This is a genomic window from Streptomyces sp. NPDC050315 (assembly GCF_040655775.1).
Lineage (GTDB): Bacteria > Actinomycetota > Actinomycetes > Streptomycetales > Streptomycetaceae > Streptomyces.
Genome location: NZ_JBFAKN010000001.1, coordinates 263357 through 280768, shown reverse-complemented (window position 1 = coordinate 280768; position 17412 = coordinate 263357). Strand labels below are relative to the sequence as shown.

Genomic DNA, 17412 nt, shown 5'->3' with positions numbered 1-17412 from the left:
GTCCTGGGTCGTGACTAGCGGCAGCCCGCCGGTGTCGCCTGCGACGCGTCGTGGATCAGCGCCTCATGGGCGGCCTTGAGCCGCTTCACATCGGGCTTGACCACCTTGCGGTCGTACGTCACCAGGCCGTTGAGCTCGCCCTCGACGTCCGAGATCTGCGTGTAGACGGCGCCGTTGGAGCCCTTGCAGGCCAGTTGGCGCACCTCGTCGAGCTTGGTGAGGTAGTCGTCCGTGTACGTCGCGGGGTCCACGTCGACGTACGACTGCTGCACCGACCACGCGTGACCGGGCACGCCGAGTCCGAGGCCGCCGTACTCGCCGCTGACCAGAGCCCGTTCGCCATCGGGGTGCGGAGGCAGGGCCGCGCTCGGGTAGCCGTGCTCGTCCATGAGGTCGCCGCGGCCGCCGTCCCGGCCGAGGTTGAGGCCCGACTGGCCGTTGATCAGCCGCGTCGGGTCCCAGGCCTTGGCCTGGTCGGCGATCCGCGCCTCGTCGTACTGGCCCCAGCCTTCGTTGAAGGTGACCCACATGATCACCGAGGGGTGGCTGTCGTGCTGGTCGATCATCGTCTTCATCTCGCGCTCGTACTGGGCGCGGGACGCGGCGTCCGGGTTCACGCCCGCCGTCATGGCCGGCATGTCCTGCCAGACGAGCAGGCCCAGCTTGTCCGCCCAGTAGAACCAGCGGTCGGGCTCGACCTTGATGTGCTTGCGTACGGAGTTGTAGCCCAGCTGCTTGTGCAGCTTCAGGTCGTACGCCAGCGCCTCGTCGGTCGGCGCGGTGTGCAGCCCGTCGGGCCAGAAGCCCTGGTCGAGCGTGGCCATCAGGAAGACCGGCTTGCCGTTGAGCACGGTGCGCGGCGTGCCGTCGATCTTCTCCACGGCGATGGAGCGCATCCCGAAGTAGCTGCCCACACGGTCCTTGCCGACGCTCACCTTCAGTCCGTACAGGAACGGGTCGTCGGGGGACCACAGATGCGGGTCCTTGATCTTCAGCGTCAGCGGCTCGCCGCCTGTACGGCCGGTCACCGTCGCCACCGGACGCTTGCCGTCGTACGCGGTCGCCGTGACCGGCACGCCGTCCCGCACGCCCCGCGCCTCGACCGCGACCGTGCCGTCCGCGACCTTCGGGGTGATCTTCAGCGAGTCGGCGTGGTCGGCGGCGACCGGCTCCATCCACACCGTCTGCCAGATGCCGGACGAGGGGGTGTACCAGATGCCGCTCGGGTCCAGGCGCTGCTTGCCGACCGGTGGGTTCTCGCCGTCCTTCGCATCGGTCGGGTCGTAGACGCCGACGATCAGCTCCTGCGTCTTTCCGGGCCTCAGCGCGTCAGTGATGTCGGCGCTGAACTTGTCGTAACCGCCCTTGTGCGCGGCCACCTTGGTGCCGTTGACATACACCTCGGACTGCCAGTCGACGGCGCCGAAGTTCAGTCGGAGCCGCTTGCCGTCGCCGACCTGCCAGCCCTTCGGGACGGTGAACGTACGGCGGTACCACATGCGGTCCTCGTGCCGCTCGATGCCCGAGAGCTGCGACTCGACCGGGTAAGGCACCAGGATTTTCTCGCCCAGCTGCTTGCCGACGGGCGGCTTCTCGCCGGACTCGGCCGCGGCGAACTGCCAGGAGCCGTTGAGGTTGCGCCAGGCGTCGCGCGTCAGCTGCGGGCGCGGGTACTCGGGGTGGGCGTTCTTCTCGCTCACGTCGTCGGCCCACTTGGTGCGCAGCTCGTACGTGGACTTGTTCGTACCACTGGACCAGAACCGGTCGATCCGCTCGCCGTCCGCGCGGGCCAGGCCCGCCTCGCCGTCGTAGCGGAGCTCGACGTCACCGCGCGCGGTACCGGTCTTGTTGCCGACGACCGGCTCCTTGAGCCCGACGAGCAGCGCCTTGGGGTCGGCCGGGTCCGCCTTCGCCGCGCCCAGCGGCCAGGTGCTGCCGCCGATGACCGCGTCGAGGTGGTCCGTCAGCCCGGCCGGCGGTGCGGCGAGCCGCTGCGGGAAGTCCAGCTTGAGGGTGCGGCCGTCGCCGAGGACGGTGGCGGCGGTCGCGCCGTCGTAGTCGAAGCCGTCGGGCAGCTGGAACGCCGACTGCGGGACGGCGGCCTTGCTGCCGCCGGGCGGCGTCCAGCGCAGGTGCAGGTTGGACCCGCCGTAGTGCTCGAAGTACTCGACCTTGATGTCGTACGCCTTGCCCGCGGTCAGCTCGACCGGCCGGGACGTCTGCTCCTTGTCCCAGTCGTCCACCCAGTGATCGATGGCGATCCTGCCGTCGATCCACAGGCGGAAGCCGTTGTCGGCGGAGAGGGAGAACGTGGTCGGGCCGGTCTTCGCGGGGACGATCTTCCCGGTCCAGCGGACGCTGACGTCGTCCTTCTGCCCGGTGGCATAGCCGAGCCGGGGTTCGAGGTTGTCGAAGTCGAGATCGGGGTCGACTCCGGTGGACTTCAGCTCGTGGAAGTCGAAGGCCCCGGGCGCCGACTGGGTGTAGTACTCGCCCTTGAGGCCGTGGACGGCGTCGGGCTGCGGCTCGTCGGCCGCCGTAGCGACCGGTGCGGCGGCGAGTCCCGCGGCGCCCAGCGTGCCCGCGAGCAGCAGGCTGAATCTTTCTCTGAACCGTTTGGTGCGCACAAATCCTCCTTGTCGAGGAAGGGTGGCGGCTCGTTGCCTCAGTCTGTACAACGTTGGAAGGAACGGCAGTTGGCATGACAGCACGGCTCCCCGATCCTGTCCAGGTGCGTCACAGAAGCCGGGCGGGGGAGCGTTGCGCAATGTCGCACGGGGAACGCTGCGCGCACCGTCGATACCGAGGAGATCCCTTTGCGAGTGAGCCTGAAAGACGTCGCGGAACGCGCCGGTGTCTCGATCAAGACCGTCTCGAACGTGGTGAACAACTACCAGCACGTCACCCCAGGAATGCGGGCCCGGGTCCAGGCAGCCATCGACGAGCTGGGCTACCGGCCCAATATGACGGCACGTCACCTGCGCAAAGGCCGCACGGGCATCCTCGCGCTCGCCGTTCCCGAGCTCGGCAACCCGTACTTCGCGGAGCTCGCGGGCGCCGTGATCGATGTCGCCGCCGAGCACGACCTGACCGTGCTGCTCGACCACACCGGCGGCGACCGCGAGCGGGAGGTCCTGGTCAGCCAGGGCTTCCGGGCCGGCGTCATCGACGGCCTGATCCTCAGCCCGCTGGAGCTGGAAGTGGAGGACCTGCGCGGCCGCGAGGACGACGTCCCGCTGGTGCTGCTCGGCGAGCGCGAGTACGACCTGCCGTACGACCACATCGCGATCGACAACATCGCGGCGGCGCGCACGGCCGTCCGCCACCTGCTCGGCCGCGGCCGCACCCGCATCGCCTACCTGGGAGCGCGTACCGACTCGGCGAACCGCCCCGCGCATCTGCGGCTCGAGGGCTGGCGCGCCGAGCTGACGGAGGCGGGCGTGCCGGCGCCGGACAGCCTGATCGGCCCGACCGGCGGCTGGGACCGGGGGGACGGGGCCGAGGCGATGGCGCGGATGCTGGACGCCGGGGTGCGGCCCGACGCGGTGTTCGCCTACAACGACCTGGTGGCGATCGGCGCGATGCGGGTGCTGCACGAGCGGGGGCTGCGGGTGCCGTGGGACGTGGCGGTGGTCGGCTTCGACGACATCGCCGAGGGGCGGTTCGGCGCGGTCAGCCTGACCACCATCTCCCCGGACAAGCGCGCCATCGCCCGGCTGGCGGTCGAGTCGCTGCTGCGCACGCTGGAGAACCGCGCGGAGGCGCCCGCGGGGCGGGAACTCGTCGCGGAATTCCGGCTGGTGGAGCGGGAGTCCACGCTGGGCCGCCGCTGAGTCACCGTCAAATGACCGGATCCGTCGACCGGTCGGCATTTCGTACGCGGAGGGTTGTCAGCCCCCTTGCAACGATGTAAAACCCTCATCTGAGCCACCAGTTGCCCGCACGTTCCGCAGTCCCCGCGAGCGTTCCGCGCGCCGGGGCCGTGCCATTTGGGGACACCATGAAGCCGACTTCCTCTCTCCGTCGCACCTCCGCGAGAGCCCTGCTCGCCACCGGCCTCATCACGAGCCTCGCGCTCGTCTCCGGCTGCGCCAAGTCCGAGGACGACGCCGCGGCGGACAAGAAGCCCGCCGCGCAGGACGGCTCCGGCGGGGCCGCCGCCGCGTCGGGCACCGATGCGGACGGCAAGACTTGCACTCTCGACACCTTCGGCGGCAAGAAGCTGGACCTGAAGAACGCCACCGTCGGCTTCTCCCAGTCCGAGAAGGAGGCCAACCCCTTCCGGATCGCCGAGACCGCCTCCCTCAAGGCCGAGGCGGAGAAGCGCGGCATCAAACTGCTCACGGCCAACGGCCAGTCGCAGTTCTCCAAGCAGATCAGCGACGTGCAGGACCTCATCGCCAAGGGCGCGGACCTGCTGGTCATCGCGCCGCTCAACTCCGACGGCTGGGAGCCGGTACTGAGCTCCGCGCGCGCCCGGCACATCCCCATCGTCACCGTCGACCGCAAGATCAACGGCACGGCCTGCAAGGACTACGTCAGCTTCATCGGCTCGGACTTCGTCGAGCAGGGCAGGCGCGCCGCCGACCAAATGATCGAGGCGACCGGCGGCAAGGGCGAGATCGCCATCCTGCTCGGCGCCGCGGGCAACAACGTCACCACCGAACGCACCAAGGGCTTCGAGCAGCGCATCAAGGAGAAGGCGCCCGGGCTGAAGGTCGTCTTCCAGCAGACCGGCGAGTTCTCCCGCGAGAAGGGCCAGTCGGTCACCGAGCAGCTCATCCAGTCCAAGCCCGGCATCGACGGGATCTACGCCGAGAACGACGAGATGGGCCTCGGCGCGGTCAATGCGCTCAAGGGCGCGGGCAAGCAGCCCGGTGACGTCAAAATCGTCACCGTCGACGGCACGCGCAGCGCCGTCCAGGGCATCGTGGACGGCTGGATCGACGGCGTCATCGAGTCCAACCCGCGTTTCGGGCCGCTCGCCTTCCAGACCCTGGACGCCTTCACCAAGGGCGAGAAGGTACCGCAGGACATCGTTATCAAGGACAGCGCGTACACCAAGGACAACGCCAAGGCCGACCTCACGAAGGCGTACTGAGGTGCTGTCGGTCACCGGCATCAGCAAGACCTTCCCCGGCGTACGGGCGCTCGACCGCGTCGACTTCACCGCCCGCGCCGGGGAGGTGCACGCCCTCATCGGCGAGAACGGCGCGGGCAAGTCCACCCTCATCAAGGTCCTGACCGGCGTGTACCGGCCGGACCCGGGGGAGGGGACGATGACGTACAACGGCGCCGAAGCCGCCTTCGCCACCCCGCTCGAAGCGCAGCACGCGGGCATCTCCACCATCTACCAGGAGGTCAACCTCGTCCCCCTGATGAGCGTGGCCCGCAATCTCTCCCTCGGCCGCGAGCCACGCAACCGCCTCGGCCTGATCGACTTTCGCCGGATGCACCGCGCTGCGGACGAGGCGCTGCGCGAGCTGGGCGTACGCGTCGACGTCCGCCGCCCGCTGCGTGAACTCGGCGTCGGCGCCCAGCAGATGGTGGCCCTGGCCCGCGCGGTCTCGGTGGACGCGCGCGTCGTCATCATGGACGAACCGACCTCCTCCCTCGAACCGCGCGAGGTACGGACGCTGTTCGGTGTGATCCGCATGCTGCGCGAGCGCGGCATCGCCGTCGTCTACGTCAGCCACCGCCTGGAGGAGCTGTACGAGATCTGCGACGCGGTGACCGTGCTGCGCGACGGCAGGACCGTCCACACAGGCCCCATGTCCGGCCTCGACCGGCTCCGGCTGGTCTCCCTGATGCTGGGCCGCGAGGCCGGCACGGTACGCGAGGAGGGCCGCACCGAATTCACCGGCAGTGATCACGTCGTGTCACAGGAACCAGTCCTGTCTGCAAAGGACATGACGGTGCGTCATCACATCCACGGCATCGGTCTGGATATACGTCCCGGTGAGGTCATCGGCCTCGGCGGGCTGCTCGGCTCCGGCCGCAGTGAGACCGCGAAGGCGATCGCCGGTGCGCTGCCCCTGGACTCCGGCACGGTCGTGGTGGCGGGCGCCCCCGTCCGCACCGGCTCCACCCCCGCCGCGATCCGCGCCGGCATCAGCCTGCTGCCCGAGGACCGCAAGGCCGAGGGCATCGTGCCGGGCCTGTCGGTGCGGGAGAACATCGCGCTCGCGGCCCTGCCCCGGCTGTCCCGCTTCGGCCTGGTCGACGAGGCGCGGATCGACCGCATCGTCGACACTTTCGTCGAGCGGCTGCGCATCAAAGCGGCGGGGCCGCACCAGAAGGTCGGCGAACTCTCCGGCGGCAACCAGCAGAAGGTGCTGCTCGCCCGCTGGCTCGCCATGCACCCGAAGGTACTGCTGCTCGACGAGCCGACCCGCGGCATCGACGTCGGCGCCAAGGCCGAAGTGCAACGGCTCATCGACGAGCTCGCCGCCGACGGCCTCGGCGTCCTGCTGATCTCCTCCGACATGGAGGAGCTGATCGAGGGCGCGGACCGGATCGTCGTCCTCAAGGACGGCGCCGTCGTCGAGGAGCTGACCGGCGAAGCCGTCACCGCCGACCGCCTGATGCACGCCATCGCGGCCGCGCCCGTGGGAGGCGCCGCATGACCCAACTGACCCTGGGCCGCGCCACCGCCGACCGCGACCGGCTCCGCAGCCTCCTCCAGGACTACGGCGTCTACGCGGGCGTCGCCGCACTCCTTCTCGTCAACATCCTCTTCACCCCGCACTTCCTCTCCGCCGAGAACTTCCGCACCCAGGCCGTGCAGGTCGCGCCCGTCCTGATCGTGGCGCTCGGCATGGCGCTGGCCATCGGCACCGAGGGCGTCGACCTGTCGGTCGGCTCGGTGATGGCCCTCGCCACCTCGCTCGTCTCGCTCTACCTCGGATACGGGCCGTGGATCGCGCTGCTCGTCGCGGTGCTCGGCGGCATCGTCGTCGGCCTCGCGAACGGCTCGCTCATCGCCTTCGTCGGCGTGCAGCCGATCGTCGCCACCCTGGCGCTGATGGTGGCAGGGCGCGGCCTCGCGCTCGTCCTGCTGCCCCAGCTCAAGCAGGTGCGCGACCCCGGCATGGCGGCCCTGGGCTCCGGTGCCGTACTCGGCATCCCCTACCTGGTCCTTATCGCGGCGGGCCTCGCGCTGCTCACCGCCTTCGTGGTGCGCCGGACGACCTTCGGGCGGCAGCTGCTCGCCATCGGCGACAGCCGCCCGGCCGCGCGCCTGGCGGGCCTGCCGGTACGCCGCGTACTGATCCTCGTCTACGCCGCCTCCGGGGCGCTCGCCGCGGTCGCCGGCGTGCTGGCCACGGCGCGGCTCACCGCCAGCGACCCCACCTCGCTCGGCACCCTGATGGAGCTGTCCGCGATCACCGCCGTGGTCGTCGGCGGCACTCCGCTCAGCGGTGGCCGCGTACGCATCGGCGGCACCGTCGCCGGCGCCGTCCTGATCCAGCTGCTGACCGCCACACTCATCAAGCACGACCTGCCGCCGTCCTGGACCCAGATCGCCCAGGCCGCGGTGATCGTCCTCGCGGTCTACGCGGCCAGGGAACGGGGGAAGCGATGACCACTGCCGACGTCCGCGAACCGGCGCCGGCGCCGCAGGCCGGGCCCGAGGGGGCGGCGGTCGACGCGCCCCGCCCCGCCGAGCGGCTGAGCGCGCTCGCCCAGCAGCACGGCGCGCTGGTCACCCTTGTACTCGCGGTGATCGCCGCGTCCCTCGCCTTCGAACCCTTTCTGACGGCCGACAACATCCAGAACATGGCCCTGTCGTCCGCGTTCCTGGCGGTCGTGGCGCTCGGCATGACGTTTGTGATCGTCACCGGCGGGATCGATCTGTCGGTGGGTTCGCTGTTCGCGCTCGGCGGTGTGCTCGCGGCGTGGGGGTCGCGGTACGGGACGGCGGTGGCGCTGCTGCTCCCGCTCGTCGTCTGCGGACTCATCGGCCTGCTCAACGGCGTGCTGATCGCCCGGTCCCGGCTCGCCCCGTTCATCGTGACGCTCGCCGCGATGCTGGGCGCGCGCGGCCTGCTGCTCGCTGTCACGGACGAAGGATCGCGGACGTACCTCGTCGACAAGGGCACGCTCTTCGCGACGCTCGGCCAGGGCAGGCTGCTCGGGGTGGGCGTGCCCGTGTGGATCGCGCTGGTGCTGTTCGCGGCCGGTGCGCTGGTGCTCCGCCGCACCCGCTTCGGCCAGTACGTCTACGCGGTCGGCGGCAACGAGGACGCGGCGGCGCTGATGGGTGCGCCGGTCGCCCGGACGAAGATCACCGTGTACACGCTGTCCGGGCTGTGCGCCGGGCTCGCCGGGGCGCTGAACGCGGCCTGGCTGGTCTCCGGCGTCACCATCCTCGGCTCCGGCATGGAGCTGGAGGCGATCTCCGCGGTCGTCATCGGTGGCACGCTGCTGACCGGCGGTGCCGGCTTCCTCAGCGGATCGCTGGTCGGCGTCCTGCTGCTGAAGGTCATCCAGAACGTCATCAACCAGATCGGCTCGCTGGACTCCGCGTATCAGCAGGTGGTCAGCGGTGCGTTCCTCGCGGTGGTGGTGATCGCCCAGACGTGGCTGGGGCGGCGGGGGCGGCGCACGACGTGAAGGGCCGGGCGGGCCTCAGTCCGGTGACGTGGTGGGTTCCGTCCGCCCCAGGAGTTGCAGCAGCGTCCGGAAGGCGGCCGGCATGTCCACGGCCGCGGGGTCCAGCAGCCATTGGAACTGCATTCCGTCCATCACCGCGATGAGCAGCGGCGCCGCCTCCTCCGGCGTACGGCCGCCGGGGAGCCGGTCGCCGAACTCGGCGCGCAGCGAGGCGGCCGCCGACTCGCGCACGGCCGCGTAGCGGTGCGCGAAGAACTCACGCGCCGGGTGGTCCTCCCCGGTCACGCTCTCGCCGAGCAGGGCCGAGAAGGTCTGCACGATGCCGGGGCGCATGGAGTTGTACTCGACGAGTGAGGCGTACAGGTCCAGCGGCCAGGGCTCGCCGCTCGGCTTCGGGCCGCCGCCGGTGTCCCATGCGTCGCGCGCCTCCAGTACCGCGACGAGCAGCGCTTCCTTGGTGGGGAAGTGGTGCAGCAGACCCTGCTGGGTGATGCCGACGCGCTCGGCCACCGCGTTGAGCGAGGCGCCTCGGTAACCGCGCTCGGCGATCACCTCCAGCGCCGCCCGGAGTATCTCCGCGCGGCGGTCCTCGCCGCGCACGGCCCGCCCCCGCCGTGCTTCCCGTTCCTTCGCCCCGGATCGATCATTTGCTGCCACGGCCCGAGCCTAATCGACGAAACGGTCCGGACCCTTGGAGGTAACGAAGAGATTACGAAGCCTACCGCTTTACAGGTGGCTGGGACACGATGCTGCGAACCGCAGGGAGCCCGCCACGGGATGGCGTGATTTCTCCCTGTCTTCGAGCCGCATTTTCACCTCAATGAGGAGGTACGGCAGTGGATCAGGCAGCTGTCCCCGCTTCGGCTTCGGCCACCACGTCTGCCGAGCCCGCGAGCGCCGACCCGGACGCGGAGAGAGCCCCCAGGGGCTTCGTACTCCGGCTGGGCCTCGCCAACTTCGGCCTCTACAGCGCCCTGCTGACGCCCGTCATCGTCACCATGGCGCTGCGCGTCGCGGAGGTCGCACCCCGCAACAAGGAATCGGTACTGGGCCTGGTGCTCGGCGTCGGCGCCGTCCTGGCGGTGATCGCCAACCCGCTCTTCGGCCGGCTCTCGGACCGCACTCGCTCCCGCTTCGGGCGGCGCCGGCCCTGGCTCGTCGGCGGCCTGCTCGGCGGCCTGCTGGGCCTGACGGTGATCGCCTTCATCCCCGCCGTCCCGGCCCTCGTCATCGGCTGGGCCCTCGTCCAGGCCTCCTTCAACGCCGTGTACGCGGCCCTCATGGCGACCATCCCCGACCAGGTGCCCGAAGCCGCCCGGGGCAGCGCCTCCGGTGCCATCGGCACCGGCCTCACCGCCGCCGTACTGGCCGGATCCGGCATCGCCGCGCTCAGTTCCGACGCGCGGGTGATGTTCCTGCTGCCGTGCGTCCTGACCGTCACCCTGGTCGGCTGGTTCGTGTACAAGCTGGACGACCGCGTGCCCGACTGGGCGCCCGAGCCGTTCTCCGCCAAGGAGTTCCTCGGCAGCTTCGTCTTCGACCCGCGCCGCAGCCCGGACTTCGGCTGGGCCTGGCTCACCAAGTTCCTTGTCATGTTCGGCTCAGTAGCGCCGATGACCTACCTGGCGTACTACCTGCCCTTCCGGATGGGCGTGAGCGCCACCGCCACCGCGAGCACCGTCGCCGTACTGGTCGCTGCCGGTTACGCCGTCCAGTCCGTCACGGCCGCGGCCGGCGGCCGGCTCTCCGACCACTTCGGCCGCCGCAAGCCTTTCGTGATCTCCTCCGGGCTCGTCGTCGCGGCCGGTCTCGCGCTGCTCGCCTTCGCCCCCGACCTGACCTGGATCATCGTCGCGCAGTTCGTCATGAGCGTCGGCGGCGGGCTCTTCTACGCCGTCGACATGGCGATGATCACCCACGTCCTGCCCGACCCGGACAACGCCGCCAAGGACCTCGGCGTCGTCAACATCGCCAACGCGCTGCCGCAGTCCCTGATGCCGATGATCGCGCCCTTTCTCCTGGCGATCGGCGGGGGCGGGAACTACACCCTGCTGTTCGGTGTGGCCGCGGCCGCCGCGCTCGTCGGTTCGGTGCTCGTCACCCGTATCAAGGGCGCCCGATGAGCCGGCCCGTACCCGCCACGCCCTCCCCTCGTACCACCAAGGAGTCCCGCATGACGCCCTCGTCCACCACGTACGACGCGACCATCGAGGACGCGCTCGGCAAGCTGGACCTCGACGCCAAGACCCGGCTGCTGGCCGGGCGCAGCATGTGGGCGCTGCCCGCGCTCCCGGAGATCGGCCTGCGGTCCCTGGTCATGTCCGACGGCCCCATCGGCGTGCGCGGCGTGCGCTGGACCGCGGACGACCCCTCCGTCGCCCTGCCCAGCCCCACCGCGCTCGCCGCGACCTGGGACCCGGAACTGGCCCGCCGCGCCGGCCACCTGCTCGCCCAGGAGGCCCGCCGCAAGGGCGTACACGTCCTCCTCGCCCCGACCGTCAATCTGCACCGCTCCCCGCTCGGCGGCCGCCACTTCGAGTGCTACTCGGAGGACCCGCACCTCACCGGCGCGATCGGCACCGGATACGTCACCGGCGTACAGGAAGGCGGCGTCGGCACCACGGTCAAGCACTTCGTCGCCAACGACGCCGAGACCGAGCGCTTCACCGTCAACAACACCGTCGCCCCGCGACCGCTGCGCGAGCTGTACCTCGCGCCGTTCGAGACGATCGTCAAGAACGCCCACCCCTGGGGCATCATGGCCGCCTACAACTCCGTCAACGGCGCCACCATGACCGAGCACCGCTACCTCCAGAACGAGGTGCTGCGCGGCGAATGGGGCTTCGACGGCTTCATCGTCTCCGACTGGATGGCCGCGCGCTCCACCAAGGGCGCGATCGAAGGCGGCCTGGACGTCGCCATGCCCGGCCCGAAGACCGTGTACGGCCCGGCGCTCGCCGCCGCCGTCCGCGCGGGTGAGGTCGAGGAAGCCCTCGTCGACGACGCGGTACGCAACGTCCTGCGGCTCGCCGCCCGCGTCGGCGCCCTCGACGACGTGCCGCCCGCCGTCGCCCCCGACGGGCTCCCGGCCGCCATCGACGGCGCGGCCCTGGCTCGCGAGATCGCCCGCCGCGCCTTCGTCCTCGTACGCAACGAGAACCGCACACTGCCCCTCGGCCCGGCAGCGGCCGGCACCGTCGCCCTCATCGGCGCCGCGGCCCGCGACGCCCGCGTCCTCGGCGGCGGCTCGGCCCAGGTCTTCCCCGACCGCATCGTCTCCCCACTGGACGGCCTGCGCGCCGCGCTCCCCGAAGGGGACCTCACCTACTGCGTCGGCGCCGACCCGAGTGATGAACTGGCCGCAGCAGGCAAGGAGTTCACACTGCGGGCGGTCTGCCGGGACCGGGACGGGCGGGTGCTGGGGGAGACCCCGCTGCCCAGCGGTGCGGTCCAGTGGCACGGCGACGACCTGCCCGCCGGCGTCACCCACGAGGAACTGCACACCGTCGAGATCACCGGCACCTTCACCCCGCGCGAGAGCGGCGCGCACTGCTTCGGCACCAAGGGCATCGGCGGCTTCCGGCTCACCGTCGGGGACCGCGTGCTCCACGACGGTGTCGAGGCCCCCGACCACGACGACCCGTTCGAGGCGTTCTTCGGCGCGCCCGTGGAGCGCGGCCAAGTGGCGCTCACCGCGGGCGAGCCGGTCGAGGTCGCCCTCCTCCACACCGTCCCCGACATGTCGGACGCGCCGATCCAGGCCGTCGGCTTCGCCCTCGTCCACCGCGAGCCCCGGCGCGACGCCGAGGAGCTCATCGAGGAGGCCGTGGCCGCCGCGCGCACGGCCGACACCGCGGTCGTCGTGGTCGCCACCACCGAGCGGGTGGAGAGCGAGGGCTTCGACCGCACGGACCTCGGGCTCCCCGGCCGCCAGGACGAGCTGGTCCGGCGGGTCGCCGCGGTCAACCCCCGTACCGTTGTGATCGTCAACTCCGGTTCCCCCGTGGAGCTGCCGTGGCGCGACGACGTGGCCGCCGTACTGCTCAGCTGGTTCCCCGGCCAGGAGGCCGGCGCGGCCCTCGCGGACGTCCTCCTCGGCGAAGAGGAACCGGGCGGGCGGCTGCCCACCACCTGGCCGGCGCGGCTGGCCGACGCACCGGTCACCCGCGTCACCCCGGAGAACGGTGAACTCCCTTACGAAGAGGGCGTGTTCATCGGCTACCGCGCCTGGCAGCAGGCAGCCACCGAGCCCGCGTACTGCTTCGGACACGGCCTCGGCTACACCGACTGGGAGTACGAGACGGCCACGTACGAGCCCGCCGCGGACGGGGCGGAACTGGGCACGCTCACCGTGCGCGTACGCAACACCGGCGAGCGTGCCGGCCGCGAGGTGATCCAGGTCTACCTCGCCACCCCGGACGCGGACACCGCCGACCGCCCGGCCCGCCGCCTCGCGGGCTTCGCCACCGTCGCGGCGGAGCCCGGCGGCACGGCCGAGGTACGCATCGCCGTCCCCCGCCGCGCCGCCGAGATCTGGGACGAGCAGGCGTACGACTGGCGGCTGGTCCCCGGCACGTACACCGCCGAGATTGGCCGTTCCCTGAACGATGTACGGCTGCGGTCCCAGCTGCCGATCGAGGCCGGCCGCTAGTCGGTCACTGCGTGGGCGCTCCCCGCGCGGCACGCGGCAAGGGCAGTTCGAACCAGACTGCCTTGCCGCGGCCCGCGGGGACGCTGCCCCAGCACAGCGCCAGGGTGTCCACGAGGCGCAGGCCGCGTCCCCGCTCCGCGTCGGTGTCCGCGTTCACCAGCACGGGGCGGGTCCGGTGGGTGTCGAGAACTTCGCAGCGCAGCGTTCCCGGACGCAGGAACAGGCGCAGCCTCGCCGGTCCGGGAGCGTGCTGCTGCACGTTCGTGGCCAGCTCGTTCATGAGGAGTACGGCGCTGTCGGCCGCGTCGGTGAGCCCGCTCGCGGCCAGCCAGCCGCGGACGGCCCGCCGGGTCTGGGCCAGCTCCTCGGCATCGGCGGCGATCGTGGCACTGAGATAGGCGGTGGGCGGACCGAGTTCGGCGGGCGCGCAGACGTGCATGTGCATCGTTGTCCTTCCGGGTCGGCCCTACTGTGCACCGAACCGCCCCCCGTACGCACGAGTATGCCTACGTGTCGCAAGACGTCCCCCCTGCCGTGGGTGTTTGCCAATCGACTCCGATCACAAGCAGTGCAGCAGCTGTCAATGCGGTAGCCAAAAGAGGGAATTCAGCGGGCTTCGAAGAGTGCCGCAGGCGTCTTCTCTCTAATGTCCGGAGCGAGCGGTGCGAAGGACATTCCGGCGGCGTGCGCCATGCCGACGACAGGGGAGGCTGCCCGATGACTGAACACCACGGCACGACCGGCCGGATCATTCCCGTGGAGCGGCTGCAACCGGGCGACCACTCGTGCATGGACGTCACCGACCGGGCAAGCCGCTGGCAGGTGCTGGCCGCCTTCACCCGGACAGGGCTGGCCCGCGGGGAGAAGGTGCTGCTCCTGCTCGACCCGAGCGATCTGCCCGACGACGACGCCGTCGCGTGCCTGGACGGCGGCACCGGGCACACGGAAGCCGCGCTGCGGAGCGGGCAGTTCGTGCTCGACCGCAACACCCCCGTCTACCTCCCGGACGGCCGCTTCTCCAAGGAGCGCCAGATCCGGAGCTTCGCCGCCGAGGCCGAGCGGGCCCGGCAGGCCGGCTATCCGCGGCTGCGCGGCGCGGGCGACATGGGCTGGGCACCGCGCGCAGGGGTGTCCGACGACGAGGTGATCGACTACGAGGCGTCCGTGGCGGGGCTGTTCGCCGACGCGTACGTCACCGGCCTCTGCTGGTACGACCGGCAGCGGTGCGGCGACGATCTGGTGGCCGCGACGCGCACGGTCCATCCGCTCCAGGTCATGGAGTCCCTGGGAGCGCTGGAGGTGACCCGGGCCCCGGGCGGCGTCGCACGGTTCGCGGGCTCGGCGGAGCTGGGATCGCGCGAGGAGTTCACCAGAGCGCTGCGCAATGCGCTGGGCCCCCGGCCGGGCCCCGGCCCCTTCCAGTACGAGCTGGACCTGACCGACCTGGCGTACGTGGAGGCGCACTGCGCCTGGCAGTTGCTCGATCTCGTCGCGGGGCTGCCGCGGGAGGACACCGCCGTCGTCCGCTGCGGCCCGATGCTGGAGACGGCCCTGCGCAGCCTCGGCTCCACCGACGTACCGCAGCTGGAGCTGCAGGTGGCGGAGGCGGCGGACACGGCGGAAGCGGAGGTCGTGGCATGAGCGCGGACCGGCTGCTGGAACTGGACTTCACCGGCCTCGACCTGCCCCTGGCGCGGATCACACTCGCCGCGACGCTGCGCCGCACCGCACTGCCCGGGCCGGTGCGGGACGGCCTAGTGCAGGCGGCGCTGGAGGCCATGGCGAATGCGGTCCTGCACGGCGGGGGCGCGGGGCGGCTGACGGTGGGTACGGCGGACGGCGAGGTGCGGTGCGAGGTCGTCGACGCGGGCCCCGGCCCCGCCGCCGTGGTACCAGCGCCGCAGTCCCTCGCCCCGGAAAGCGCCGGTCAGGAGGCGGCGCACGGGCGCGGTCACGGTCTGCGGATCGCCGAGGCGCTCACCAACCGCATCGAAGTGCATCCCGGCCCCGGGGACCGCGGCACCACTGTCGTGCTGGCCGCTTCACTGCGCACAGAGGGTTCCTAGGGACGCGGCGGGCCGCTAGAGTCGCGCCACCCCCCTACTGCATGGATATTCAGTAGGAGTGTGTCGCAACCGTGCCGCAACCCGCATTCCCAGGAGCCCCCTTGGCGACCACACCGGTTCGCGTCCGCAGGCATCAGTGGATACCGCTCGCCGACGGCACCCGCCTCGCCGCGCGCATCTGGCTGCCCGAAGGCGCCGCTGCCGACCCCGTACCCGCCGTCCTGGAGTACATCCCGTACCGCAAGAACGACGCCACCGCCGCGCGCGACAACAGCCTGCACGCCCGCTTCGCGCAGGCCGGTTACGCCGCAGTACGCGTCGACCTGCGCGGCAGCGGCGACTCCGACGGGCTGATGCTCGACGAGTACGCGCAGCAGGAGCTCACCGACGGCGTCGAGGTCATCGACTGGCTGGCCCAACAGCCCTGGTGCGACGGCAGCGTCGGCATGATCGGCAAGTCCTGGGGCGGCTTCAACGGACTCCAGATCGCGGCGCTCCGCCCGCCAGCCCTCAAGGCCGTCGTCACGGTCTGCTCGACGGACGACCGGTACGCCGACGACGTGCACTACACGGGCGGCTCGCTGCTCGCCTCCGAAATGCTGCCCTGGGCATCGACGATGCTCGCCTACAACGCACGCCCCGCCGACCCGGCCGTGGTGGGGGAGGGCTGGCGTGCGCAGTGGCAGGAGCGGCTGGCGAAGACACCCGCGTACGTCGAGGAGTGGCTCGCCCACCAGACCCGTGACGCGTACTGGCGGCACGGCTCCGTGTGCGAGGACTACTCCGCGATCCAGGCGCCGGTGCTGGCGGTGGGCGGCTGGTACGACCCGTACTGCGGGGCCGTACTGCGGCTCCTCGAAGGGCTCGACGCACCGGTGCGCGGGCTGATCGGCCCCTGGGCACACACCTACCCGCACCAGGCGGAGCCCGGCCCCGCCATCGACTTCCACGCCGAAGTGGTGCGCTGGTTCGACCAGTGGCTGCGCGGCCGGGACACGGGCGTCGGGGACGATCCGGCGTTGCGGGTATGGATGCCCGACTGGGCGGCGCCCGGCACCGACCGCGAGCGGCGGCCCGGCCGTTGGGTCGCCGAGGACGAGTGGCCCTCGGCCCGTATCGGTGAGCGGTCACTGCCGCTCACCGAAGGGCTGCCCGCACGGCTGGACAGCACCCGTGTCATCGGGCTCACGGGCGGCAGCTGGCTGCAGTTCGGCGACGTGGCCGGGCAGTTCGGCCCGCAGGGCGCCGACGACGGGCTCTCGCACACCTTCACCACCGCGCCGCTGGACGTACGCACCGAGATCCTCGGCGTGCCGTCCGTCGCCCTGCGCGTCACCGCCGACCGGCCCGCGGCCCAGCTCGCCGTGCGCCTCACCGATGTGGCCCCCGACGGAAGTTCGCGGCTGATCACCCGCGGCCTCCTCAACCTCACCCACCGGGAGGGCCACGAGACGCCGCGCCCGCTGGAGCCCGGCCGGGCGTACGACGTGACCGTGCCCCTGCTCGCCACCGCACACGCCTTCGCGCCGGGCCACCGCATCCGGGTCGCCGTCTCCGCCGCGTACTGGCCGATGGCCTGGCCGTCACCCGAGCCCGTCACCGTCACCCTGGAAGGCGGCGGCCGGTCCGAACTGCGGCTTCCCGTACGCCCGGAGCGCGCCGAGGACGCCAAGCTGCGTCCGTACGGGCCGCCGCTGCCCGACCTCCCGGCGCCGCTGCGCCAGACGCCCGGTACCTCCTCGCGACGCATCGAACACGACCCGGTGTCCGGCACCACCGTCGTCACACTGGCCATCGACGACGGGGAGTTCCACGACCTCGCCGACGGCGGGTGGCGGCGCACCGGCTCCCTCGACCGCTTCACACTCACCGAGGGCGACCCGCACTCCGCGCTCGTCGAGTGCGAGCGCACCGAGGAGGTCGGCCGTGGCGACTGGAGCACCAGGGTCGTCACCTACAGCCGGATGACCGCGGACGCCACATCCTTCGCCGTCAGCAACACGGTGACCGCATACGAAGGAGAGGTCCAAGTGCACCACCGCACCACGGACAGTGTGATCCCCCGAAGAGGAGTGTGAC

Annotated in this window: 13 protein-coding genes; 10 read left to right on the top strand and 3 right to left on the bottom strand. The window is 71.5% G+C overall.

What is annotated here, in order from left to right:
• Positions 1-14: 14 nt before the first annotated feature.
• Positions 15-2627, bottom strand: coding sequence for a PA14 domain-containing protein (locus tag AB0I82_RS01300; RefSeq protein WP_363254941.1), 2613 nt, complete (start codon positions 2625-2627; stop codon positions 15-17).
• A gap of 189 nt (positions 2628-2816) precedes the next feature.
• Here AB0I82_RS01300 and AB0I82_RS01295 point away from each other — a divergent pair, with 189 nt between their 5' ends.
• The 5 genes from AB0I82_RS01295 to AB0I82_RS01275 all read left to right on the top strand — a co-directional run bounded on the left by AB0I82_RS01295 (position 2817) and on the right by AB0I82_RS01275 (position 8616).
• On the top strand, positions 2817-3833 hold the full coding sequence (locus AB0I82_RS01295; RefSeq protein WP_363254940.1) for a LacI family DNA-binding transcriptional regulator: 1017 nt from the start codon (positions 2817-2819) through the stop codon (positions 3831-3833).
• 167 nt (positions 3834-4000) lie between these two features.
• Positions 4001-5101, top strand: a complete 1101-nt coding sequence (locus AB0I82_RS01290) for an ABC transporter substrate-binding protein (RefSeq protein WP_363254939.1) — start codon at positions 4001-4003, stop codon at positions 5099-5101.
• A gap of 1 nt (position 5102) precedes the next feature.
• The gene (locus AB0I82_RS01285; protein ID WP_363254938.1) at positions 5103-6626 is read left to right on the top strand and encodes a sugar ABC transporter ATP-binding protein; all 1524 of its coding nucleotides are present in this window, start codon (positions 5103-5105) and stop codon (positions 6624-6626) included.
• Entirely contained in the window at positions 6623-7585 is a 963-nt protein-coding gene (locus AB0I82_RS01280) for an ABC transporter permease (protein ID WP_363254937.1), read from the top strand. The genes AB0I82_RS01285 and AB0I82_RS01280 overlap by 4 nt, the downstream gene beginning before the upstream one ends.
• Positions 7582-8616 (top strand): ABC transporter permease, encoded by a 1035-nt coding sequence (locus AB0I82_RS01275; RefSeq protein ID WP_363254936.1) that lies wholly within the window; start codon positions 7582-7584, stop codon positions 8614-8616. Before AB0I82_RS01280 ends, AB0I82_RS01275 begins: the two co-directional genes overlap by 4 nt.
• 15 nt (positions 8617-8631) lie before the next feature.
• Here AB0I82_RS01275 and AB0I82_RS01270 read toward each other — a convergent pair whose 3' ends face one another.
• Positions 8632-9216 (bottom strand): TetR/AcrR family transcriptional regulator, encoded by a 585-nt coding sequence (locus AB0I82_RS01270; protein WP_363256032.1) that lies wholly within the window; start codon positions 9214-9216, stop codon positions 8632-8634.
• 236 nt (positions 9217-9452) lie between these two features.
• Between AB0I82_RS01270 and AB0I82_RS01265 the strand changes: the two genes are divergently transcribed.
• Positions 9453-10739 (top strand): MFS transporter, encoded by a 1287-nt coding sequence (locus tag AB0I82_RS01265; RefSeq protein WP_363254935.1) that lies wholly within the window; start codon positions 9453-9455, stop codon positions 10737-10739.
• 50 nt (positions 10740-10789) lie between these two features.
• Positions 10790-13267, top strand: a complete 2478-nt coding sequence (locus tag AB0I82_RS01260; protein WP_363254934.1) for a glycoside hydrolase family 3 C-terminal domain-containing protein — start codon at positions 10790-10792, stop codon at positions 13265-13267.
• Between the two features lie 4 nt (positions 13268-13271).
• Here the strand turns inward: AB0I82_RS01260 and AB0I82_RS01255 are convergent, their stop codons facing one another.
• Positions 13272-13712, bottom strand: coding sequence for an ATP-binding protein (locus AB0I82_RS01255; RefSeq protein ID WP_363254933.1), 441 nt, complete (start codon positions 13710-13712; stop codon positions 13272-13274).
• 272 nt (positions 13713-13984) lie between these two features.
• Here AB0I82_RS01255 and AB0I82_RS01250 point away from each other — a divergent pair, with 272 nt between their 5' ends.
• The 3 genes from AB0I82_RS01250 to AB0I82_RS01240 all read left to right on the top strand — a co-directional run bounded on the left by AB0I82_RS01250 (position 13985) and on the right by AB0I82_RS01240 (position 17411).
• Positions 13985-14908 (top strand): MEDS domain-containing protein, encoded by a 924-nt coding sequence (locus AB0I82_RS01250; protein ID WP_363254932.1) that lies wholly within the window; start codon positions 13985-13987, stop codon positions 14906-14908.
• Positions 14905-15333 (top strand): ATP-binding protein, encoded by a 429-nt coding sequence (locus AB0I82_RS01245; RefSeq protein WP_363254931.1) that lies wholly within the window; start codon positions 14905-14907, stop codon positions 15331-15333. The genes AB0I82_RS01250 and AB0I82_RS01245 overlap by 4 nt, the downstream gene beginning before the upstream one ends.
• 101 nt (positions 15334-15434) lie before the next feature.
• A complete protein-coding gene (locus AB0I82_RS01240) occupies positions 15435-17411 on the top strand; it encodes a CocE/NonD family hydrolase (protein WP_363254930.1) in 1977 nt (658 codons plus the stop codon).
• Position 17412: the final 1 nt, after the last annotated feature.

Coding starts and splice junctions, on each gene's coding strand:
- AB0I82_RS01290 (WP_363254939.1), top strand. CDS start 4,001: ATGAAGCCGACTTCCTCTCTCCGTCGCACCTCCGCGAGAGCCCTGCTC.
- AB0I82_RS01280 (WP_363254937.1), top strand. CDS start 6,623: ATGACCCAACTGACCCTGGGCCGCGCCACCGCCGACCGCGACCGGCTC.
- AB0I82_RS01275 (WP_363254936.1), top strand. CDS start 7,582: ATGACCACTGCCGACGTCCGCGAACCGGCGCCGGCGCCGCAGGCCGGG.
- AB0I82_RS01260 (WP_363254934.1), top strand. CDS start 10,790: ATGACGCCCTCGTCCACCACGTACGACGCGACCATCGAGGACGCGCTC.
- AB0I82_RS01255 (WP_363254933.1), bottom strand. CDS start 13,712: ATGCACATGCACGTCTGCGCGCCCGCCGAACTCGGTCCGCCCACCGCC.
- AB0I82_RS01250 (WP_363254932.1), top strand. CDS start 13,985: ATGACTGAACACCACGGCACGACCGGCCGGATCATTCCCGTGGAGCGG.
- AB0I82_RS01245 (WP_363254931.1), top strand. CDS start 14,905: ATGAGCGCGGACCGGCTGCTGGAACTGGACTTCACCGGCCTCGACCTG.